Raw genomic sequence first — 22,314 nt, 5'->3', positions numbered from 1 at the left:
TTCAGATGAAAAATTATTTAAATAATAATTATCTACAGCTATCACAATTTTTGCTGCCATCCGCGCTCAATTTCTTCCAGCGTCTTTTGCTTTGTTTCTGGAATCCATAGGAACGTAAAAATAAAAAGTATAATGCTGTTGAGCATAAACAGCCAGAATGTGTAGGCGCCGCCTAAATTTTCAAGCAACCATGGCGTAAGCTGTGTAATAAGCAGTACTCCAATCCATAGTATTAAGGTTGCTGCAGACATAGCAACACCCCTGATTTTTGTGGGAAATATTTCTGAAATAATTACCCACGAAACCGGCCCCAGCGATGAGGCAAAACTAGCAATATAAACAAGTATAAATACCAGGAGCATTGGGCCGTTCATTAAATTAAAATAAAAACAGGCGCCTATACCTAATAAACACAGGATCATACCCGCCACACCAGTGAGCAATAATTTTTTACGTCCGATTTTATCAATAAAACCGATAGCAACAAAGGTAAAGAGGGTATTCACCACACCAATCAGAACCGTTTGTAATAAGGCTGAGTCAGTACCAAAACCGGCACTTTTAAAAATCTCAGGGGCATAATAAATAATGGCATTGATACCGGTAACCTGTGAAAAAAGTGCCAATACCACCCCTACGATCATTGCAATGCGTATACCCGGCCGGAAGAGCTCACCCAACGTTCCTTTTTCCGCGCCTAATGTCTGCTGTATTTCATTCAATATTGTCTTTGCCTGAGACGCCCCATTTATTTTTTCCAATATCCTGAAGCCTTCGCCTGGTTTATTTTTGCTGACTAACCAGCGTGGACTTTCGGGAACGGTAAACAGCAACGCAAAGAACAGGATAGAGGGCAACGCTCCTGATGCGATCATATAGCGCCAGCCGGTATCTGTATTCCACTATTTTTTAACGCAGGGGCATTTTCATGAAATAGGTAATCGTGCAGAATATTACTGGGGCATTGAAGGCGAAGGCGTTTTGCTGTTAATGGATAAAAACCGTGTATGCAGGGCAGAAAGAATGTATCCCGGCTCATTGCATTATATACCTGCAGATACAGCGCATCGGGTAGCCAACTGCGGTAACGGGGTGCTTTCTTTCGGCGCCTGCTGGCCTGCCGATGCGGGATATGATTATGATGAAATAAGGATTAACGGTTTCAGCGCAAGATTGATGGAGGCAGATGGCGCCCCGGTTTTAGTGCCTGCTTAAGAAAAATAAATATGAAGAAAGAATTTGGCCTTGACATAACAATGAATGAAGCCATGCTCTTTAAGTATGGAAGCGATTGTTTTGGACCACAGCCGGAACAGAGAACACTGGATTCAATCAGGCCAAGCCTTATGGATCCGCAATGCGATGGCCCGCAGATCGTTTATTCTATTGTGATGGACGTTGGTGATAAACAAGATCGCCGCTTCCTGGAAGAACAGATGTTACTGTTTGGCGTAGTGGGTTATGCTGCCGGAAAGCTAGGCCGGGAGCCGGTCAGAAGCCAGGGGCATATTCATAAAATATCGTTGCACAGCGGATGGTCGCCTCCCGAAGTTTATGAGATATGGCAGGGCAAAGCCATTATTTACATGCAGGAGTTTGCCGAAGACAATCCGGGAAAGTGCTATGCGGTAGTTGCTGAAAAAGGGGAGGTGGTTATTGTTCCGCCAACCTGGGCCCATGCTACCATAAGTGCCAACCCGGCAATACCGCTCGTTTTTGGCGCCTGGTGCGATAGGGAATATGGTTTTGAATATGAGAAGGTACGGGCACATAAAGGGCTTGCCTGGTACCCCCTTTTGGATGAGGAAAATAATATTACATGGCAGCCCAATCCTAACTATATGAAAAGTGAAATCATCATAAAAAAGCCTGGTGATTATTATAAAGATTTTTCTATAGAAAAAGGAATACCCATTTATACCCAGTTTCAGCAGGATCATGAAAAGTTTCAATTTGTAAGTAAGCCGCAACTGAAGGCGGATGTTTGGAAGGCGTTTATACCATAATTTTTTTTATGAGTTCATTCTTAAGGCAAAGTGCCAGGCATTGCAGGTTATTTTTATTGATAGCGTTTATCCAGGGTTGTGCGGTAATGGCAAAACAAAATAGCCATAAGGAAACAATAACGATACTTGACCTTACTTATCTTTTGAAATATGATTACACCAACCCTGATAGTGTAAAAAAAGTATGGGATGTTTTGCATGCTACTGCTACGCTGCAGGGCATTGTGAACCGGGATGCGCCGCGGCTGTACATAAAATATGTAACAGCGATGAACAGGAATATTGATGATTACTGGTGGGATATGTATCGCCGGCCCGGCCAATGGTTGGCAGGCAGGGATACCATCGTATTAAAAGATATTTACGAAGCTATTGATCATTATAAATATGATCTTAAAGGGGCTGTTGTTTATGATCCCAAAGTAGCTTCAACCAGTAACGTTGCCTCTTCTATTGCGGGTATTGAAGATATGCTGGCACTGCGTTACGATACAGCATCGGGAAGTTTATACACCGGAGTTTTGTTGAAACGAAAGCTATTAAAGCCGCAACGCTGGTTGTTAAACGAAGATGGCAGTTCCCTGTTTACAGCCAAAGGGATTATTCCCGGAACCAATATACCCTCCAGCAATTCTATCAAGAACGATCCTTATATCTGGTTTATTGAGCATTACATGAAGAAGGGTTTGTGCAATACCGAATATGCCGGGTATTATATTGATCAGAAGTGGCTAAATAATCCACAGGCTACTGTTAAAAATCATCATACATTAACCAATCATGATTTTTTTGTCAGCAAAAAAGGCTTCTTTTTCGATCTTTCTCCCTGGGATGATGAGCCTTCGACCGACGATCCCGGTCAGCCCGTAGGAACGGACTACAAAACGCTGACAACAATGCTTCAGCTGGCCTATAACCAAAACAAAGGGCAGGCCTTTTGCCATATAGGAGGGTTTCCTGCATGGATATTTAAATATACCAAACATGCCAACGGGAAGCATGAAGATGTTGCCACAGAATGGAGGTTCAGTGAAATCATCAGCGCTTATAACGCTTTTAAAGATGCCGATGCCATAGGGCTCGGTGCAATGGCCAACGCCTCTTTCTGGACGCATTTTCCCCTCAAAGATCAATACCCGCAGAAATGGGTAACGGATAAAGACCTGATAGAAAAAAATAGGCTCACGGCCGATGGCAGGCTTACCAGCAATGGTAAAAAGTATTTCCTTTTTTATGTAGGTGATTATGATGCATCGGCCTGGGTTTACCAGACGGCATCCTATATCTGGGACGATCCCAATAGGGGCAAAGTACCCATGATGTGGTCTATCAGTCCTATCCTTGAAAGAAGGGCGCCGATGGCGCTGCATTATTTCAGACAAACAGCTACCGCCAACGATTATTTTGTATCTGCAGATAATGGCGCGGGCTATCTCAATCCCGGTATGCTGCAATCGCCCCGGCCCATTTCCGGTTTGCCGGACGGTACAGCAGCATGGGCCGAGCATTGCAAAAAATTTTATCATCGCTGGGACCTGAGCATTACCGGTTTTATTATTGATGGAGAAACGCCTCGCATGAATGCTGCTGCATTAGATGCCTATGCCACATTCAGTCCTAATGGAATTGTACCGCAGAAAGCATCTTATGCCTTACATAAGAATATGCCCGTTTTTCCTGCGGGAATTGATGTGGAAAGCTGGAATATTACAGCTGCTGCCGGTGTGATGCACGATAATATTAAAAATAATCCCGGGCATCCTTTTCACTGGTTCAGGAGTATTTTAAAAACGCCTACCTGGCATTGGCAGGTAGTGAATGAACTTAAAAAGAAAGATCCCAATACGCAAATTTTAGACGCACCTGCATTTTTTCAACTTTATCGCAGTTATTTGCAATATAAAACAGCAGAATAAATTTTATTAAATGAAGATGACAATACATGGCATTATCAGGAACAGACTTAACCAGGTTATCTGTTATACGGTATTCTCTTTAGTTGCTTTGAGCGGTTCAGGACAGGCAAACACAGGCAAATCGCCTGTTGATCATGTCAATCCGTATATGGGTAATATCAGCCACCTTTTAGTGCCTACCTATCCTACCATACATCTTCCGAACAGTTTTTTACGGGTATACCCCGAGCGGGGAGATTATACCAGCAATCGCTTATGGGGCTTGCCTCTTATCGTTACCAGCCACAGAGGCAGTTCGGCTTTTAACCTGAGTCCGTTCCAGGGTGCACGGGAAGACCTCCGCCCGGTGATTCTGTATAGCTATGATCAGGAGAAAATAACACCTTACAGCTATGCTGTTTACCTGGATGAGCAACAGATCGGAGTAAACTTTGCACCGTCACATCAATCGGCGATGTATGAGCTGAGTTTTGAACGGGACGAGCCGGCATTTGTCATTGTCAATTCAAGAAGCGGGCAAATACAATGGAATGGAAAGGCATTGCATGGTAAGCAGCACATCGGCAATCAAACCAATGTATACCTGTACATGGAGCCTGATAAAGCGCCGGCACAAATATCTGTGCTGAAGGATAACCGGCTGCAAGAAGGAGCTGAAGCAGCAGGTAAGGATGCCTGCATGGTCCTTCAGTATGCCAGGGGAACCCAACAGGTTCGTCTCAAATATGGCATTTCTTTTATCAGCGAAGAGCAGGCAAAAAATAATCTTCGTCGCGAAATACCCGGCTATGATCTTGGTCGGCTGAAAGCATCAGGAAAGAAAATATGGAACGATGCGTTAGGAAAAATTGCCATATCCGGGGGCAGTGAAAATGAGCGTACGATCTTTTATACTTCGCTTTACCGCACATTTGAAAGGCCGGTGAATATTTCAGAAGACGGACGGTATTTTAGCGCTTTTGATCACCAGGTACATGCAGATAAGGGTATTCCATTTTATACAGATGACTGGATATGGGATTCATACAGGGCGCACCACCCGCTGCGGGTGTTGATTGATTCCAGGAAGGAAGAGCAGATCCTGCATTCTTTTATAACCATGTCTGCCCAGATGAAAAGCTTTTGGCTGCCAACTTTCCCTGAGATCAACGGCGATAGCCGCCGGATGAACTCTAACCACGGTGTGGCAACCTTATTAGATGCGCATGTTAAAGGACTGAGAGGGTTTGATCTGGAAAAAGCCTACCAGGCAGCAAAAGGAGCCATTACCGAAAAAACGCTGGCGCCCTGGTCAGGAGCACCGGCTGGAGCGCTGGACAGGTTTTACAAGGAACATGGTTATATTCCTGCATTAAAGCCAGGAGAAGGCGAAACGATTCCGGAAGTAAACCCGTTTGAGAAGCGGCAACCTGTGGCAGTTACGCTGGGCACCTCTTATGACACCTGGTGCCTTGCGCAGCTGGCTAAAGCACTCGGGAAGGAAGATGAATATCAGCAGTTTTTAAAGCAGTCATTCAATTACCGCAACCTCTTTCATCCACAAACCCATTTTTTCCATCCCAAGGATGCTGCAGGAGTTTTTATAGAACCATTCGACTATGTTTTTTCCGGTGGACAGGGCGCGCGTGAATATTACGGAGAAAATAATGCCTGGGTCTATCGCTGGGATGTGCAGCACAATATTCCCGATCTTATCCGGCTGATGGGTGGAAAGGAACTGTTTATGAAAAACCTGGATGATATGTTCAACCAGCCGTTGGGAAAGTCAAAATTTGAATTTTATGCCCAGCTTCCCGATCATACCGGTAATGTAGGGCAATTCTCAATGGCCAATGAACCGTCGCTCCATATTCCTTATTTATACAATTATGCCGGTGCGCCCTGGAAAACCCAAAAGCGCATCCGATCCCTGCTCAGGCAGTGGTTCCGGAATGACCTGATGGGTGAGCCCGGAGATGAGGATGGTGGCGGTATGTCGGCATTTGTGGTATTTTCACAGCTGGGTTTTTACCCGGTAACGCCCGGCACTACCAGCTATGCTATCGGCAGCCCTGTTTTTAAAGAGGCGCAGGTACACCTCAAAAACGGGAAAACTTTCAGGGTGATTGCTTCGGGCGTATCTGATGACCGGAAGTATATACAAAGCGCCCGGCTGAATGGTAAAGCATTAAATGTGCCCTGGGTCACACATGAGGATATTATGAAAGGAGGGGCTTTGGAATTAAAAATGGGAACCCGGCCCAATAAATCCTGGGGAAGAGAATAGCAAAGAAATTTATAATTTATATAGAAAAGAAACCTCCTGTTTAAAAGGCTTTGTCGGAACCACGGGGATCGCTATTGATGAGCTTAAGGCCTACGGGGATGACAGATGATGTTTGAAGAAAGGATGACCGGGTGGGCGCTGCCGGCGGAACACCTTGGCATGGCGGCATTCCGGTAGGCGACAGCGACGAATTTGGAAAAGGGTGTAGCGATTGGTTGTAAGCCGGGATTGAGATACCGGGGCTCCACCACTTTTAACCTGGGCCGGGGTTATTTCGTATTCATCTGATTAATAAGGCTTAACAACTGGCTTTCTGATACCTCGGTCATATTAAAGGTAAATGCGGCATATGTTTTTCCGGTACCGGGAGGTGGTATGGTTACGTCTCTTATTTCTGCATATAATTTGCCGTTTTTAGCGCTCAGCGCTAAAAAAGTTCCTTCCTGGCCTACGGGAATGGAGTTTTGATAGCTTAATAAACCTTCTTTTCCTGCAGCGGGAACAAAAATCACATTATACAGCTTGATTAAAGTATTGGAGTTTTTTGTTTTGAAGAACAGCAGGCTGGGATCTGAGCTGGAATAATTATTACCGGTTTCGGAATTGAATTGATCGCCAAAGTATCCCAGAACAGTTGTTTTAGGGCGGGAGTCGTTATATAAAGCATCGCAGTTCCTCCATTCGCCCAAGGCATCTAAAGGGAAAATAGTTGTTGCCGGAGAGGCCACTCCCCAGCCGGGTATCTGGTCCCATGTAATGCCGCGTTTTACGCTTACCTGGCTGGTAACAGATACATTGATATTTTCGTGGTTGTACCCGCTTAGTGTATAGCTGATCGTGCTATCTCCGGCCCACATAGGTACTTCTCTCTGCAGGCCATTAGCACCTGCTCCTATAGGAACAACCACACTGGGAGGCTTGGCCCCGTTTAAAACCAGCTGGTTATTATTTTGCTCTGCTTTTACTATTATTTCACCAAAAGACTCGAGCATTTCACCTCCCGAAGTAAGAGTTGGCTTATCTGCCAAAATCATATCAGAAGCATTTAAAATATCCCGTGCCGATATAGTAACACTGCCCGAAACAACAGCCCCTGCAGCTGTTTTAAAAGCATGGGCAGGAAAAGTAATTGTAGTGCCGCTGCTTAAGGTAATGGTTCCTCCCGCAACAGCATCCATTGTAAATTTTTCATCTTTAGGTGCATGCCTGGCAAAAAAAGCATCCATTATTTGTATAGAAGCTTTATCATCGGTACCGGAAAGAGGAATAGGATTATCGCTCTTTTTGCATGAACTCACAGTAATTATCGAAAGGACAACGGAGGCGGTTAATAAGAAATTTTTTTTCATAACTATGGGTTTTAAGTGTTTGTTTACAGGTATATCAGCACCTGTAAATCATTGTTACCCTTAGGCAGAATATTTTTTATTTCTTTTTAATTTGAAAACAAGAAGTCCCAATAATCCTGCTATACCCAGTACAATCAGCCAGCGGCAGGTACCGGCCGGCTCAATATCAATGGGCGCATTCTTTCCCTGGTAAAATAAGGCCGCCCAAAGCCAGGGGTTCTGAGCGGCAGGGCCCGGGTGCTCTTCCAGATAAGCAGCACGGGCTTTTTGAAGTGCCTTTGCAGGATATTTTTCCTTTTTCAGCGCTTTATAAAATATTTTTATCAAAGCAGCGGTTGCGTCATCATCGGCCTGCCAGCGTGTAGACAAAGCGCCTCCTACCCCTTTGCTGATGAACGTTCTGCCCAGGCTTATAATTCCTTCGTTTTGATGCGAAGCCCCTCTTCCCGTTTCACAGGCCGCCAATACAATTAAAGGGCTCTGCGTGGTGTTATACTGTAACTGCTCCAGGTAAAGCTTGTTTTTTAAAACAATAAACGATTGGCCCATGCTGTCACCTGCTACCGCATGCGTGGCCAAATGGATGATATTTTTTTCGTTCAGCGCTTTGTAAAAAAGACTGTCGGGCTCATCAGCCGCATTCTGATAGGTACACCTAAAATGGCTTTTCAAAAAGGCGGCTTCCGCTTTTGCCGAAGGCAGGGCCGGGAAGCCCAAATGCGGATTCTCAAAGCCAAAGAAATTGATTTTGACTTTCGGACCTGCGGAGGGGTTTGTAAGCTGCAGCAGGGAAAACTGGTAATTTATAGCATGATGCGCGCCCAGATAGACCGGCTGCCTTGGGTGTGTCGACAGGGCTTCAAAAGGCAGCTGGTTAATATCCCCGGCAGCAGAGATAATATAATCCTCCCCTTCATTGATCCTTCCCGGCAGGTACTTTCTTAATAACGCATTAGATTGCTCAAAATACCGGGCAGGATCATTATTGAATTCCTGTGGGCCTTTATAAAAATACCGGCTGGTGAAGCCCAGGATATCTTTTTCGGAAAAAGCATCCGGATCTACAAAATGGCTGATCCCCTTTTTATCCGCCTTAATCATATACAGCTTCTGCCCGGAACTGTAGTAGCTGACGATTGTATGGGTTTGCCGTTTTTGATTAAGTAATGCAATAAAACTGCTATAAGACGGCGCTATAAGCGCATTTGAAAAATTTTTTCCTTTCAGGCTTAGTTCATACTCCTGAGTACTTATTCTTTGCTGAATCCTTCTTTTTTCATCTTCTGTGTTGGCCTGTGCCAATAAAACATAGTCGTTACGCAGCTCTTCGAAATCGGTATTGCTAACGGTGACATCTGTTTGCCAGTGCCTGGCACGCTGCTGTTCGCTCATCAGCATTCTGCCTTTGGAAAGCTCCGTCATCCACAAGGCCTTTAGTAAATAGCTTTCTTTCCCTGTTCTCTCATACAGTTGGTGATGCCAGTCGATAGCACTCTCTGTATGCCCTGCATTGGAGTACATACTGGTTTTACTATAAAGCCAGGGATCGATTAGTTGTTGTGTGTAATAATCATTAAGCACGGCTTGTACACACCAGTAGGAAGCGCTGTCGGTTTCCTGTGCTACCTCATAGCACAAAGCCAGCCCAAACATAGCAGAGGTTACCATATAGTCCGGGTAAAGATTTAAAGAATCTTTTTCAAAAAAGCCCAATGTTTGCTGAAACCAGCGTTTGCTTTCAGCAAACCGCTGAAACTGAAAAAGGGCAAGGGCAATTTCATTAGAAAGCTTGGCCTTTTCTTTTACAGAAGCATTGCCTGCTATTTGCCAGGCTTGCTGTAAATAAGGCATTGCCTGCACAAATTTATTTTCAGCGTTAAGAATACGGGCCCTTTGTGTTAACGAAGAAAAATGCCATGCAGCACTATTATGGTCTGACCCTAAAGATAAAGCCCTGTTATTCCAGTAAACAGCACTGTCTATTTGCTTCGTTTCCACAAAGGCTTCTGTTTTTAAATTGTACAACAGGGCTGCTATGTCCTGCTGATCCTTACTCAGCCCGCTGATCCCTCTATCAATGATATTTTGAGCGGCCCCGTAATCGCGCATATAAAAATAAGTGATCGCCAGGTTGGCGTACAGCCCGGGTAACATCGGCGTTTTATTATTTTCAATAGCAGCGGTTATGGCAGCTTGCTGAATGGTAACCGCCTTGCTAAAATCACCAATGCGGGTGTAGTTATTTCCAAGCGGCTTACATACATACTCTTCAAATTCCATATCCGGTACCAATTCCTTATCGGTGCTGTTTTGCTGGTAAAACAACAGTGCTTTTTCGTACCAGGCAGCAGAAGCTCTTACCTGCCCGCTTTGCAGCAAATGATATCCTGTATTGATAAGTAATTCATAATAGGCCAGTTTCTCTTCCCCGGATTTCGGCTGACGCCAGATCCTGGCGGCTAAAGAATCGCTTTTATTAGCCAGTGCCGGGTGGGCATCGAGCTGATCAAAAAGATAATTAATATAACCGGTTAGCGAATCCTTTTCTTTAAAGGCTGCATATGTTTTACCGGGGGGCTGCTGCAATGTAGCATTCATAAAGAAGAACAGTATGGCGCCTCCCCCAAGAGCAAAAAGCAAGATCCTGTAATATCCGGGTATTTTAGCTACAACCGCCATCCTGCATAGATGTATCCAAAACTACTGTTTTTACCATTATAATAATACCTGAAGCCCAAATGCGGACCCAGCTTTACTTTGCCTACCTGTACATCAAAAAACGGGCGGGCCTTCCAACTGCTGAAGGCTTTGATATGCGCTTTATTTAAAACCTTATAGGGCACTTTTACACCATTTGCCGTTATTATGTCGTATGAGCTGGCTGTTTCTATATATCCTCCTGCATCGGCAGTAACAACGGCTCCTGCGCCAATCGAAATATAATCGTTGATATTATGCCTTACCTGCAATGGAATTAGTTTAACCTGGTTTATCTGGCAGGTTTGTACAGAATCGAACCGGTCATACTCAAATCTTCTTTTTAAGGAATCGACAAAAACGGAACCTGTTTCATTAACAGAGATATGAGTAGTTGTAGTGCGGATCGCCGCTTTGTAGTACAGCTCTGCCTGCAAATAGGGTAAATAGGGTGCCAGCGGAGCTACCCCAATACCGGTCACTACTCCATCGCTTGTTACAGCATCTTGGCCCAAAGCTTTTTCATACCCTGCCATAAAAACCGGTGAAAGGCTTTTTTTAAATCTCCCTGTCGCGTAATTGGTAATCACCGGCTCATTCTTATCAAAGTAAATGGCCGTGCGCGATTTAAATGGTTTGTTTTCGAGCTTCTTTTGGGTTACCACGCTAAACTCCATGAACCCCTTAGTGCTGTCTTTGTTCTCCACGCCTTTTTGATTAGTACCCGGTAAATAGATTCCGTGAAAAGTAAATACAGCGCCCTTATCATTTTTCTCCAGTTCCCAGCAGCCACGCTTTTCTTTTGCCATACTGTCGCATGGCGGACAATAAGGATGCATATCGGTAACCGTTATTGTTTGCGGGTTGAGTACTGGTGCCAATGTCATGTCCAGCGCTATTTTACGGGCCGCTCCCTTACCGTTATTCTGAAACCTTACCTTATAGCTCAGGGGTTTGTATTTTTTTAAGAACCGGTAGCTAAGCCGGCCTCCTTTTATATTCATTTTATTGGGGTCGTGAGAGTTTACAACCGGCACGCTGAGGCGGTGCATTACCGGCTTACCTTTTTGAGGAACATACACCCCCGTAATGGTGAGCGTGGCATTGGTGTCTTTAATCATTTCCGGGGTTACATGCAGCTGGAGAAAAGAAAAGCGGGCTTCTCCGGCCAATGTATTTTCTATATCAGCGCTGTATACATTTTTATATAACGAAAAGGTCGCCGACATCAAAGTGCTTGCTTCGGCAACAGACAACATTTTTTTTACATTTGATGCGGGGCTACCGCTTTCGGTTACCAGCAAAGACGACTGAATGGCGGGGATTTCTGAAACCTTATTAAAAGCAAATAGCGGCGACATACTGTTATATGTTCTAAGAGCTGAAGTGTCAAAACAGGTTTGCCCAAACTGCTTTTCGTTGAGCATTAAATACAGCTTTCCTTTTTGTGCTGCCGGCTCTGTATTTTTCCACCCTACAATTAATACCATTGTGTCTTCGGGCTTTGCCATACAATTATACTTCAGCTCAAAAACGCCGTTGGCCCTAAAAAAATCTTTTTCAGCAGCAGCCGGTGTAAACGCTACATCAGGCGCGGGTTTACTGATAGCAATTTTTTGTTGTTTTCGTTGGGGCTTCTTCCCGTCATCATAATTATTCACTGCATAGAGAAATACATCATAAGTATCGGCCTTCGCATAAAGGTGCTTCGGATTTTCTGCAGTGCTGAAATGCCCGTCACCAAAATCCCACAGATAGGTATAAAACGGCTCGGGGGCTCCCGGTATTTGTGTAAGTGCCGGCAGCTTTACAGAGAACGAAACAGCATTGCTGCTGTCCGGTACTGCAACAATAGCGCTGTCTTTGTCAGCCTGCTGTGCCACAGCAGTTCCGGATATCAGAAAGAACAGGAAAAAATTATATAAAAATTTCACGCTGGCCGTTTTTTTCAGTATATCAGTTGATATACACTTTTTGTTACCCTAATTTTATAATAACTAAATTTATCCAATTATTATCACAAAAAAAGAATTTTATTACATTAGCTAATTATAAACCAGTTATTTGCACACCGATCAACAATATATTGAAGCGCTCAAAAACCACGATACCCGGCAAATAGAGGACATTTATAAAAATTTCGCACCCGGTATAAAGAAATATCTTTTGTCAAAAGGTGCGGGAGAAGAAGAGGCCGGCGATATTTTCCAGGAGGCGCTCATTGATGTTTACAAACTGGCCAGGGATGGCTCTTTTGTACTTACCTGTCCGCTGGAAGCCTTTCTGCTGCTGATCTGCAAGCGAAAATGGATCAACCTGGCAGAAAAAAATAAACGACAGGGGGTAACAAAAAGCATAGACGAAGAATATACTCCAATAACAAGCGGGGATACTGAAGCTGCAGCGTTATATGCTGATACTTTAGAAAAGGAAAATATAGTGGTGGAGATGCTTCAAAAAATCAGTGCACGTTGCCGCGAAATTATTATAGCCAGCTATGCAGATAAAGCGCAGCAACAGCTGGCCGATGAGATGGGCGTAAGCTATGCTTACCTGCGGAAAAAGAAATCGCTTTGCATGGCCGAATTAATATCGCTTGTAAGAAACAAAAAACAGCATGCAGCATGAGCAACTTTGAAAAAATAGAAGCTTATACAGGGAACCGGATGACAGGGCCAGAACGTGCTGCATTTGAAAGCGAGCTCCAAACCAATGTGGCGCTAAAGCAGGATTACGCTGATTGGCTGGAGGCTGATAAAATACTGAAGCGCAATTTAAGCCGACAGGAAGATGTTGAACAGTTACAACAAACCTTAAAGCCGCTGACGCAACAATATTTTAAGCCAGGAAATAAAAAGCCCATAAAAATTATTCCATTCAAAAAATATATGGCGGCGATTACTGCAGTGGCGGCAATGCTTATCCTTTATTTTTCGCTGCCATCAGGAATAGACCGCTTTAAGGTGCCTGACATGCCACAGGCCGTGGTAAGAGGCGCTGAAGAGCTATCGAATCAGGGCGCTTTGCTTTTTAACGAAGGGAAGTATAAAGAAGCCATTCCTTTGCTAAAACAACAGGCAACCGCTAATCCCCAGGATGCTACTGCTCACTTCTTTTATGCAGTATGCCTTGTTAAAATAAAGCAGTATGAAACAGCCCTGCCTGTGTTGGAAAAATTAGCCAATGGCCCCTCGGCTTATAAAGAAGATGCGGCCTTTTTCGCTGCTTTATCAGCCTACAAACTGGGTAAAAAAGAGGAGGCGGCTGAATATGCCCGATTCGTGGGCGAAGGCAACAGCTATTATAAAAAGGCACAACAGCTTTTGAAAAAGCTGGATGAATAACAGGCCCTGTTTATTTTTTCAATTTCCAGAACCGGCCAAAAAGCCCGATATATTTTTCTTTGCTGGCTGCAGCAATAAATTTACCCTTTACAGAAGCCGGGTGGAAATAGGTGATCTCGGCATTGGAATAAATAAGATGGTTTTTGTATTCGATAAGAGGAGGTGCACTCAACCTGGTTATGCCTGGTTCAACGAATGTTTTAAAATCGCTTTCTTTAGGATTGGTAAAAAAAGCGATGAGTATTGCTGCTATGATTAATAACGATATAAGACGACGAAATTTCATTTTTATAGGTGTATTAAAATTAAACTCGCTATTCTGATCTTTGACGAAAGTTTATTTGCTTTCTCGTCATTGAATAAATTACTTATGCCATCTTTGCTTTTATCCACTTGCCCGCTCCTGATTTAAACAGCAAACGAATTAACTAAACAAATACTCTACCTCTCCCCGGGTCAGTGATTTGCCTGTTTCACAGATTGCCAACGCCCTATTCATCTTTCAAAAAACCCAGGAACTCATCTGCCGTGATAACATTTATCCTGGGAAATTCAACTCCTTTCACCACATCAAATGAGCATCATTTGTTACCAGGTAGTCTGCCTGCCCGTTAAGAAAAGCGTCAGTAAACTTATTATCATCAGGATCAGCCCTGATCAAATCCCAATAATAATAATCCTTTACTGCAATTACATTTGGCGCCTCCAGAAACGCACTTAAAACTGTATCAGCAATAAACGGATTCGCTTTTGTAGAAAGTATTTCTTCATATTCGAGAAAAACAGGCGTAGAGATAACCAGGTCATATTGCCTGCTATTGAACGCACTGATAACTTTATGATATGACGAACGGGACGGTAACGCCACCAAAAGAACATTTGTATCAAGGACTATTTTCATTCATCCTTTTTATTGTATGGCGTGCGCATGTGTTCAGCAGCCCAGTCTTTTATTTTTTCCTCACCCCACCCTTGCTGTTCAAAAAGGTTGTCCATTTCTTCCGATGCCTTTTCCATAAAATATTTAGAAAGCAGGTCCTTTACCTCTATCCACACCTTATCGGGATATTGTCGTGAAAACATCCGCAACAGCTCCAATTGAGGTTGGGTGAATTTTCCTGTAGGCAATATTTCTTCCGCTATCATAATTTCCTTCTTTTCCCAAATCTACAAAATCCATTCAACTGTTCAAAATACAGCTGCTTATCAGCAAACGAATTAACTGAACAAATACTCTACATCTTCCTTGGTAAGTGATTTGATAAAGCCCGACTCATCGGAAATAAGATCCCTGGCCAATGCCTTTTTCCTATCCTGAAGCTTGAGAATCTTGTCTTCAATAGAATCCCGGCAAATCATCCGGTAGGCAAAAATGTTTTTAGTTTGACCAATACGGTGGGTACGGTCTATCGCCTGTTGCTCTACAGCAGGGTTCCACCAGGGGTCTACAATATACACATAGTCCGCCGCTGTAAGGTTTAAGCCCACGCCCCCGGCTTTTAACGAGATCAGGAATACCCGCACTTCATCATTATTCTGGAAGTTTTGAATGGCCTTTTCCCTGTCCGGAGCCGAGGTGCTGCCATCGAAATATTCATATTTGACGCCCAGCTCATCGAGTTTTTGCCGGATAAGGCCCAGCATCCCTAAAAACTGTGAGAACACCAGTGCTTTGTGATCGCTCATATCTTCGGTGATCTCGCGTGCCAGCTCTTCAATTTTTATGGAGTGGTTTTCAAAAGCATCTTCTTCATTTAAAATAGCCGGTGAGTCGCATATCTGGCGCAGCTTCATGAGTCCCTGCAGGATGGTGAGCTGCGATCTGCCCAGTCCCTGGTTGTCTATTGTTCCTAAAATTTTATCACGGTAATCATTTCGGTACGCATCATATATTCGGCGCTGCTCATCGCCCATTTCGCACCATAAGATCATTTCCTGTTTTTCAGGAAGGTCTTTGGCTACCTGCTCCTTGGTACGGCGCAGGATAAAGGGGTATAGTATTTTTCTCAGGTGCTCTTTCCGGTCGGCCTCGCCTAATTTATCAATTGGAATGGCAAACTCCTGCCTGAAAAACTCTATGCTTCCCAGCATGCCGGGATTCAGGAAGTTCATCTGCGCATAAATATCAAAAGTATTATTTTGTAATGGCGTACCACTCATACACAGGCGGTGCTTTGCATTAAGGAGGGAAGCCGCGCGTGTTACCTTGCTAGAAGGATTTTTAATAGCCTGGCTTTCATCCAGCACCAGGTAGTCGAATTTTACATGGAGGAATAACTTGATATCACTTCGTAAAGTGCCGTAAGTAGTGATCGTAATATCCTGTTTTAATATTTCATCAGTGTTTCGGGTACGGGTGCTGCCATGATGTATGCAATAAGACATCTGGGGTGTGAATTTCCGGATCTCGTTTTCCCAGTTATAGATCAGCGTGGTAGGACAAACCACCAAAGCTTTCATTTGAGGGTTATTATCCTTATAATGTTGGAGGAAAGATAGTGCCTGGATGGTTTTACCCAAACCCATATCATCCGCCAGGATACCTCCCCAGCTAATGTTTTGTAAATAGTTCAGCCATTGGAAACCGGCAACCTGGTAGGGCCTTAGGGTTTGCTCCAGGTGTTGCGGCGGCGGTACTTCATATATTTTTTCAAAATCTTTTAGACGGTTATACTTTTCTTCCAGTTCAAACTGCAGCTCCTCTTCATTTTGCAGCTCAAACAGCTCATCAATCACACTTTTATGGTACTGCGACAGCTTCAGCTTGTTATTGCTTCCTTCGCCAACCCTGAAGAGCAGAGAATATTTTTTAAGCCATTCGTCTGGCAGAATGCCTAAAGTGCCATCATTAAGCTGTACATATTGCTGCTTTGCTGCCAGGGCGCGTTTCACTTCTGCAATAGACACTTTTTGCTCTCCAAACATAATATCTACCTTGGCATCAAACCAGTCCGTATTGCTGCTGATAAAAATCTTTGTCTGGGGCTTTGCCGTATTAAAACGGAAATTGCGCAGCGCTTCATGTCCAAATACAGGTACCTGCATTTCCTTCATGGCATCGACAAATAAAAAGAACCAGTTCTCTTTTAAAATTTCGACCCCTTTTAAGGCAAGCGTCCCATCTTCTCCGTTCATAATAAAGTTGGAATGCAGGTTTTGAAGTCTTTGTATAAAGGCCTCTTCTTTTTCTTTGCTTCGATGGATAGCCAGGATCTTACTGCCTTCAGGAATCAGCATTACCTGTTTGCCAACTGCGTTTGTTTCGTGGCCCTTATAAGAAAACACCGGGCGGAACACTAAAAAGTCGCCTTTTTCGGTAAGGAATAATTTTACTTCAGGCTCTACCCCTTTTATGGTTTGTAAGAGCGAAGGATCAAAATCGGTTTTATATTCTTTTGCCAGGGGCAATATAAACTCGTGCAGGGTTTGCGGCCATTCTTCCTGGGAGATCGTGATCTTACCGTTGCCGGAAAATCTCTGTAATAATGATACAGTATCTGCATCGGGCAGGGCAAATAGCTGGTGATTGTACAGGTACACCAGCGGAGTTGGCGCTTCATTCTCTTCAATACCATGCACCATACCTCTTGCCCGCACCAGGCATTCGCAAATGAAATCATCCCCGCTCTTATCTATAAAAAACTCAATAGTAGCTGGTGTTTCAATAGCGTCTACACTTTGCAGGTTTTGGGTGATAAACTTTTTTCCTGCAGGGAGAATGAATGCCAGGGGGTTTTCTGCTGCATCTGCAAGTAATTTTTTAATGCGGGGCAAGAGGTACTCATTGGCCAGCTTTTTTTCTTCTTCATTCAGTTCCCCGTTAAGCACAGGCTCTTCCAGCACATTACTGAAAGGCGTATTGCGGAGGATATATTTTTTAAGTTCCGTGTCCTGCAGTTTCCTAACAGTGTTCAGCAGGGCGATATCATGTTCATTGTAATTGCTCGTGTCAATATACCTGGCAATATCCAGCGCTTCTACTTTTCCTGTAAACCCGTTTTGTGCTTCATTTGTTTCGCCTGTAACCGTATCCAGGGTAAAATATGGATAGTTTTTTTTATTGAAGTTGAAAACAATACCCAGCCGGGCTGCAGAAGCGGGGCCCGTTTCAACTACTATATCGGCTTCTGCAGCCGCCTCCTGCTTTTGCTGCGCCGCTACCTGTTTTGGAGCCGCTGCACCAGGAGTATTTACGCGCTTGATACGGCTGTCTAATACACGCAAAAATGGCTTGCCTTCTTTAAAAACAAATTCAAATTTTCCTTTCAGATCGTCTGCCAGCGAGTACCCATATGCTTCTAGCAGCTTATTTTTTTCCACATCTCGGTTACGGATGGTGTCAAAATAATCTGGCCCGTGCTGCTTTACCAGTTGCATGAATACAATAACCTTTGGTAAGCATAGCGGATATTCTGTGTCTTCGTAATCGCAGCTGGTATCAAAGCTCCTTTCATCGTTTTTACGAATAACTACTGTATAGTCCTTGCCATCAAGGACCACGACCGCTTTTACCGCTTCATCTTTTGCAGATACAATTTTCGCCTTTTTCTTTTGTAGGTATTTCTCCGCTTCATTAAAGCTTTCACTGCTGCAAAGTGAACGAAGTGAACGCAGGTCCAGATTCCGCAGCTTTACAACAGTATGACGCTGATCGTAATAGACCTCTTCATCTCCCAGCTGCCCTTTATCCAGCAGTTCCTGCAGCTGGAACAGGGAGGCGACTTCGTGCTTACATATATCTCCCAGGTTATAGGGACAGGTGCACCTTAAAGATATTTGCCTGGGATCGCTATATTTTTGAATATATACTTTATAAAAGCTGCTGTAGGTATCGTCTTTTACACGAAAAACAATATTGCCGGTAAGCTTATCAAACTCAACCAGTTCAACGAAACCAAGCGCATGGGTTTTTTTACCGCGCCGGATCACTTCATCTGTACCGTTTGTGTAAACGTGTTTTAAAATATGTGGTAATGCCATGACCTTACCCCCGGCCCCTCTCCTATAGAAGAGGAGAGCAAGGGAATTATTTTATTTTGATAATTATATGTTTAAATCCTTTAATAAAAACAAAGGCTCTTAAAAAGGACAATCGGCAAAAATAAAAGAAAGATTTTCGCTTTTCCGAATGTTTTGGGGAATATTTTATTTCCGGGAAAGGGTGAAAAGAAAATAGTATCTTTATAGGTTTTTTTACCAGCCAAACTATAAGCTTTATTTTAGATCAACCCTGATCAAAAGTGTTCTTTCCTACTACCGCATTATTTCCTTCAGCACCGGCAATGTTTTTAGCTTCCCAAAATCCTGTATGTGCAGGCTATAATATCTTTCCATTGCTTCCAGTATTTTACGCCGGGCTTCTGCATTGGTTTCAATTTCTGCCAGCTCCTGCGGATGCCGGACGCGCAAAAGTTCTGCCAGTACCAGCGCATATCTTTTTTCGAGATAAAAATGATGAAATACGGGATCCGCTGTAAAAACACCTTCTTCAATATCAAATGATATTTCGCTGCTCTGCCGGTTGCCCGGTGTAATGTTTTGCGGCAAAAAGCCAAAAAAATAAGTAAGCTGCACAGCAAAAAAAACAGGAAAATTAGCCATTACCTTATCATTGCAGCCATCAAGCGCTGTAAAGCAATCTTCGGCAAAAGCAAACAAACCATAATTGTTTTCGGGTTGTTTCAGGCATTGAGTCAACAACTCCACCATATAAGCCGCCACGCCGTTTTTAAGCACATCAGAAAAAATATGCCGGTAAACACAGGCAAACCGGTATTCTTTTACCCGGTTCAGCTGTTTCAACTCATTATGATACACGTCCATATCCAATAGGGCGGCCGGCTGGAAAAAGCTGATCTTTCCGCCGCCGTTTTTTCCCGATGTTCGTATCCCGTTTAGTAAATAGGACTGCAGCCCAAACAGTTCTGTGTACACAGATGCAATAATGCTGGTTTCACCGTACTTTACATGACGGAGCACAATCCCTCTGGTTTTATGAATTTTATCGGGCAACTTATAGTAATATAAGCATGCAAGGTAATTTTTTTAATTATTGTACAGGCATAAGGGCAGAATGCATAACATTTTGCGGTCTTGTTTTATTGACCAGCGGAGAATCGCCGCTTCAGGGGTTTTTCACCAGAAACCCGCTGGCCATACCATTTTTTATACATGTTGTAGCCGAACACTGATCTGTTTGCACTTTGCAGGCGCTGGTCCCGCCTTAATACCGCTGATGCTGTCTGATAAAAATATTACCTGTTGGCATTGTTTTTTCTTTTCTTTGTGCATACTATAATGATGCAGCCATTCAAAAAAGTTGCAAACTTAACAAGGTCTAAAAGATAAAATACGTTCTATGTGGGAGAAGCTAGGTAAAGCCGTAATCAAATACCGGTTTGTTCTTTTAATACTATTGATCGCCGCAACAGCGATATGCGGATACCAGGCCACGAAAGTGGAATTGGGGTATGAATTTACCAAGGCGATCCCTACCAATCACCCGGTGAATATTGCTTACCAGGAGTTTAAGAAAAAATACGGCGAGGATGGCAATATGTTGATCATTGGTGTTCAAACCGATCAGTTATTTACGGAAAAAGTATTTAACCCATATGTTGATCTGCAGAATAACCTAAAAAAAATACCGGGTGTTTTAGACATATTAAGCGTGCCCGGCGCTGTTAACCTTGTAAAAGATGCCGCATCTGAAAAGCTGCAGGCCAAAAAAATTTTTCCCTTGGATACACTTACACAGGCTCGGTTAAATGAGCGTGCCGCAGTTTTCCGTAACCTGCCTTTTTATAATGGCTTACTCTATAACCCTGTTACGAATGCGTACCTGATGGGGCTAAGTATGGACGCAACCGTCATCAACTCAAAAAAAAGAGATGAGGCTATTCATTCCGTAACAGCCCAAATTAAAAAATTTGAACAGGCTACGGGTATTGAAGTGAAATTAAGTGGTCTCCCTTACATCAGAACGGTGCTTGCTGCACGTATTGCCAACGAAATGCGTTATTTTCTTGTTGCATCCATTACGCTTTCAGCGATCATATTACTGCTTTTCTTCAGGTCGGTAAGCTCCATGCTTCTTTCGCTTGCTGTAGTAATCATTGGCGTATTGTTCAGCCTGGCGACGATGCATTTTTTCGATTATAAAATTACGCTGCTTACGGCTTTGATTCCGCCATTGATCGTAGTAATAGGCATTCCTAATTGTATTTACTTCCTTAATAAATATCATACAAGCTGGCAGAAACAGGCGGCTTTAAACAACCCCGTCCCTGTATGGCAAAAAAAGAAAAACGCTATCACCGACATGGTAAGCCGCATGGGCATTGTAACGCTTTTCTGTAATGTGGCTGCTGCTATTGGCTTTGCGGTTTTTGCACTTACCAAGAGCGCTATATTAAAGGAGTTTGGCGTAGTGGCAGGCATCAATATTATGCTGCTGTTCTTTATCTCACTGATACTGATCCCTATTGTGCTTTATTTCTTGCCTCCACCCAAAGAAAAACATACGAAATATTTATATAACCCCAGGCTGAACCGCTGGCTGGCCAGGCTGGAGAAATGGTCTTTATCTCATCGCAGGCAAATATATATTATAACTGCAGTACTGGTTGCTGTAGCCATTGCGGGAGCCCTGCGTCTGCAGAGCAATGCTTATATGGTAGATGATGTACCTAAAACGGATAAGATTTATACCGATCTTAAGTTTTTCGAAAAGAACTTTAAAGGAGTGATGCCATTGGAAATTGTAATAGATACCAAAAAAAAATATGGTGTAACCCGCAACTTCAATAATCTTGTTAAGATCGACTCATTTGCTCAATACCTGGCTGCAAGGCCGGAAGTAGCCCGACCTTTAAGCCTTATAGAAGGATTAAAATTTGCCAAACAGGCTTTTTATGATGGCGATAGCAGTAACTACTCCATGCCATCTGAATTTGATTTGCCGGGCCTGGCCCAATACCTCAATATGAAGACCGGCAGCACTGATGCGGCGGATAATGATAACAGTCTCGCACGGCTGGTTTCCCGTTTTATGGACAGCACGAAGCAGGAGGCGCGGCTGAGCGTGAACATGGCCGATGTAGGAACCCACGCTTTACCCGGCCTGCTGAACGGCATTCAAAAACGCGCAGATGAGCTTTTCCCCAAGGATCAGTATAACGTATCGCTTACGGGCAGCAGCATTGCTTTTTTGGAAGGGGGGCGGTTTATCATCAACGGATTACAGGAAAGCATCTTCTGGGCTTTTCTTTTAATAGCGCTCTGTATGCTGTACCTGTTTAAATCGCTGCGCATCCTGTTGTGCTCCTTGATTCCTAATATTATTCCATTAGGAATAACCGCCGGCATCATGGGATGGGCCGGTGTGCCGCTGAAACCGAGCACGGTGCTTATATTCAGCGTTGCACTGGGCATTGCCATAGATATTACCATACGGTTCCTGGTAAATTATAGGCAGGAGCTCGCACACCACCATAATGACCCCGAAAGCACTGTAATACAAACGATACACAGCACCGGCATCAGTATTATTTACACATCAATGGTGTTAATAGCCGGGTTTATAATATTCTGCTTTAGCGGATTTGGCGGAACCAGGGCATTAGGCTGGCTTACCTCTGTAACATTGATAACGGCTACGGCTACAAACCTTGTTTTACTACCGGCATTGCTGATCAGCTTCTCCAAAAAACGGGGAAAAGGCCAATAAAAATAAAT

14 protein-coding genes and 2 pseudogenes are annotated in these 22,314 nt (G+C 43.7%); 7 read left to right on the top strand and 9 right to left on the bottom strand.

Features of this window, described 5'->3' with window-relative positions; genetic code table 11:
• Window positions 1-41 precede the first annotated feature (41 nt).
• Window positions 42-890: pseudogene (locus tag ACYVBM_RS08105) on the bottom strand (sugar porter family MFS transporter); the annotation flags it as partial.
• A gap of 25 nt (window positions 891-915) precedes the next feature.
• Between ACYVBM_RS08105 and ACYVBM_RS08100 the strand changes: the two are divergent.
• The 4 genes and pseudogenes from ACYVBM_RS08100 to ACYVBM_RS08085 form a co-directional block, all read left to right on the top strand.
• Window positions 916-1,215: pseudogene (locus ACYVBM_RS08100) on the top strand (glucose-6-phosphate isomerase family protein); the annotation flags it as partial.
• Between the two features lie 11 nt (window positions 1,216-1,226).
• Window positions 1,227-2,006, top strand: a complete 780-nt coding sequence (locus tag ACYVBM_RS08095) for a glucose-6-phosphate isomerase family protein (protein WP_460685136.1) — start codon at window positions 1,227-1,229, stop codon at window positions 2,004-2,006.
• A gap of 8 nt (window positions 2,007-2,014) precedes the next feature.
• Window positions 2,015-3,922, top strand: a complete 1,908-nt coding sequence (locus ACYVBM_RS08090; RefSeq protein WP_460685135.1) for a hypothetical protein — start codon at window positions 2,015-2,017, stop codon at window positions 3,920-3,922.
• A 10-nt stretch (window positions 3,923-3,932) separates the two neighbouring features.
• Window positions 3,933-6,188 (top strand): GH92 family glycosyl hydrolase, encoded by a 2,256-nt coding sequence (locus ACYVBM_RS08085; protein WP_460685134.1) that lies wholly within the window; start codon window positions 3,933-3,935, stop codon window positions 6,186-6,188.
• Between the two features lie 269 nt (window positions 6,189-6,457).
• On the opposite strand, the gene ACYVBM_RS08080 is transcribed toward ACYVBM_RS08085, so the two are convergent.
• Genes ACYVBM_RS08080 through ACYVBM_RS08070 form a run of 3 tightly spaced genes read right to left on the bottom strand, consistent with a single transcriptional unit; the run spans window position 6,458 to window position 12,168 of the window.
• The gene (locus ACYVBM_RS08080; protein ID WP_460685133.1) at window positions 6,458-7,537 is read right to left on the bottom strand and encodes a hypothetical protein; all 1,080 of its coding nucleotides are present in this window, start codon (window positions 7,535-7,537) and stop codon (window positions 6,458-6,460) included.
• Between the two features lie 60 nt (window positions 7,538-7,597).
• Entirely contained in the window at window positions 7,598-10,216 is a 2,619-nt protein-coding gene (locus ACYVBM_RS08075) for a CHAT domain-containing protein (RefSeq protein ID WP_460685132.1), read from the bottom strand.
• Window positions 10,204-12,168 carry a DUF7849 domain-containing protein gene (locus ACYVBM_RS08070; protein ID WP_460685131.1) on the bottom strand — a complete coding sequence of 655 codons (1,965 nt, stop codon included), beginning with the start codon at window positions 12,166-12,168 and terminating at the stop codon, window positions 10,204-10,206. Before ACYVBM_RS08070 ends, ACYVBM_RS08075 begins: the two co-directional genes overlap by 13 nt.
• Window positions 12,169-12,298: 130 nt before the next feature.
• Here ACYVBM_RS08070 and ACYVBM_RS08065 point away from each other — a divergent pair, with 130 nt between their 5' ends.
• Together ACYVBM_RS08065 and ACYVBM_RS08060 are read left to right on the top strand one after the other, a co-directional pair.
• Entirely contained in the window at window positions 12,299-12,862 is a 564-nt protein-coding gene (locus ACYVBM_RS08065; protein ID WP_460685130.1) for an RNA polymerase sigma factor, read from the top strand.
• Entirely contained in the window at window positions 12,859-13,578 is a 720-nt protein-coding gene (locus tag ACYVBM_RS08060) for a tetratricopeptide repeat protein (RefSeq protein ID WP_460685129.1), read from the top strand. Before ACYVBM_RS08065 ends, ACYVBM_RS08060 begins: the two co-directional genes overlap by 4 nt.
• Window positions 13,579-13,588: 10 nt before the next feature.
• Here ACYVBM_RS08060 and ACYVBM_RS08055 read toward each other — a convergent pair whose 3' ends face one another.
• The 5 genes from ACYVBM_RS08055 to recO form a co-directional block, all read right to left on the bottom strand.
• Window positions 13,589-13,864 carry a hypothetical protein gene (locus ACYVBM_RS08055; RefSeq protein ID WP_460685128.1) on the bottom strand — a complete coding sequence of 92 codons (276 nt, stop codon included), beginning with the start codon at window positions 13,862-13,864 and terminating at the stop codon, window positions 13,589-13,591.
• Between the two features lie 276 nt (window positions 13,865-14,140).
• Window positions 14,141-14,479 carry a putative toxin-antitoxin system toxin component, PIN family gene (locus ACYVBM_RS08050; protein ID WP_460685127.1) on the bottom strand — a complete coding sequence of 113 codons (339 nt, stop codon included), beginning with the start codon at window positions 14,477-14,479 and terminating at the stop codon, window positions 14,141-14,143.
• Window positions 14,476-14,724 (bottom strand): hypothetical protein, encoded by a 249-nt coding sequence (locus ACYVBM_RS08045; protein ID WP_460685126.1) that lies wholly within the window; start codon window positions 14,722-14,724, stop codon window positions 14,476-14,478. The genes ACYVBM_RS08050 and ACYVBM_RS08045 overlap by 4 nt, the downstream gene beginning before the upstream one ends.
• 72 nt (window positions 14,725-14,796) lie before the next feature.
• Window positions 14,797-18,558, bottom strand: coding sequence for a DEAD/DEAH box helicase (locus ACYVBM_RS08040; protein ID WP_460685125.1), 3,762 nt, complete (start codon window positions 18,556-18,558; stop codon window positions 14,797-14,799).
• 273 nt (window positions 18,559-18,831) lie between these two features.
• Window positions 18,832-19,590: a DNA repair protein RecO gene (recO, locus tag ACYVBM_RS08035; RefSeq protein WP_460685124.1), complete on the bottom strand. Its 759-nt coding sequence runs from the start codon at window positions 19,588-19,590 to the stop codon at window positions 18,832-18,834.
• Window positions 19,591-19,936: 346 nt separating this feature from the next.
• On the opposite strand from recO, the gene ACYVBM_RS08030 reads away from it, so the two are divergent.
• On the top strand, window positions 19,937-22,306 hold the full coding sequence (locus tag ACYVBM_RS08030) for an efflux RND transporter permease subunit (RefSeq protein WP_460685123.1): 2,370 nt from the start codon (window positions 19,937-19,939) through the stop codon (window positions 22,304-22,306).
• The last annotated feature ends 8 nt before the right edge of the window (window positions 22,307-22,314 follow it).

The sequence above is a fragment of the Niabella aquatica genome (assembly GCF_054779315.1).
The sequence above is the reverse complement of the archived record's forward strand: the minus strand, read 5'-3'. Positions and strand labels throughout refer to the sequence as shown.

What these genes read in the sequence shown, in the direction of transcription:
- ACYVBM_RS08095 (WP_460685136.1), top strand. Translation starts at nt 1,227, where the DNA reads ATGAAGAAAGAATTTGGCCTTGACATAACAATGAATGAAGCCATGCTC.
- ACYVBM_RS08090 (WP_460685135.1), top strand. Translation starts at nt 2,015, where the DNA reads ATGAGTTCATTCTTAAGGCAAAGTGCCAGGCATTGCAGGTTATTTTTA.
- ACYVBM_RS08085 (WP_460685134.1), top strand. Translation starts at nt 3,933, where the DNA reads ATGAAGATGACAATACATGGCATTATCAGGAACAGACTTAACCAGGTT.
- ACYVBM_RS08080 (WP_460685133.1), bottom strand. Translation starts at nt 7,537, where the DNA reads ATGAAAAAAAATTTCTTATTAACCGCCTCCGTTGTCCTTTCGATAATT.
- ACYVBM_RS08075 (WP_460685132.1), bottom strand. Translation starts at nt 10,216, where the DNA reads ATGGCGGTTGTAGCTAAAATACCCGGATATTACAGGATCTTGCTTTTT.
- ACYVBM_RS08060 (WP_460685129.1), top strand. Translation starts at nt 12,859, where the DNA reads ATGAGCAACTTTGAAAAAATAGAAGCTTATACAGGGAACCGGATGACA.
- ACYVBM_RS08055 (WP_460685128.1), bottom strand. Translation starts at nt 13,864, where the DNA reads ATGAAATTTCGTCGTCTTATATCGTTATTAATCATAGCAGCAATACTC.
- ACYVBM_RS08050 (WP_460685127.1), bottom strand. Translation starts at nt 14,479, where the DNA reads ATGAAAATAGTCCTTGATACAAATGTTCTTTTGGTGGCGTTACCGTCC.
- ACYVBM_RS08045 (WP_460685126.1), bottom strand. Translation starts at nt 14,724, where the DNA reads ATGATAGCGGAAGAAATATTGCCTACAGGAAAATTCACCCAACCTCAA.
- ACYVBM_RS08040 (WP_460685125.1), bottom strand. Translation starts at nt 18,558, where the DNA reads ATGGCATTACCACATATTTTAAAACACGTTTACACAAACGGTACAGAT.
- ACYVBM_RS08030 (WP_460685123.1), top strand. Translation starts at nt 19,937, where the DNA reads ATGTGGGAGAAGCTAGGTAAAGCCGTAATCAAATACCGGTTTGTTCTT.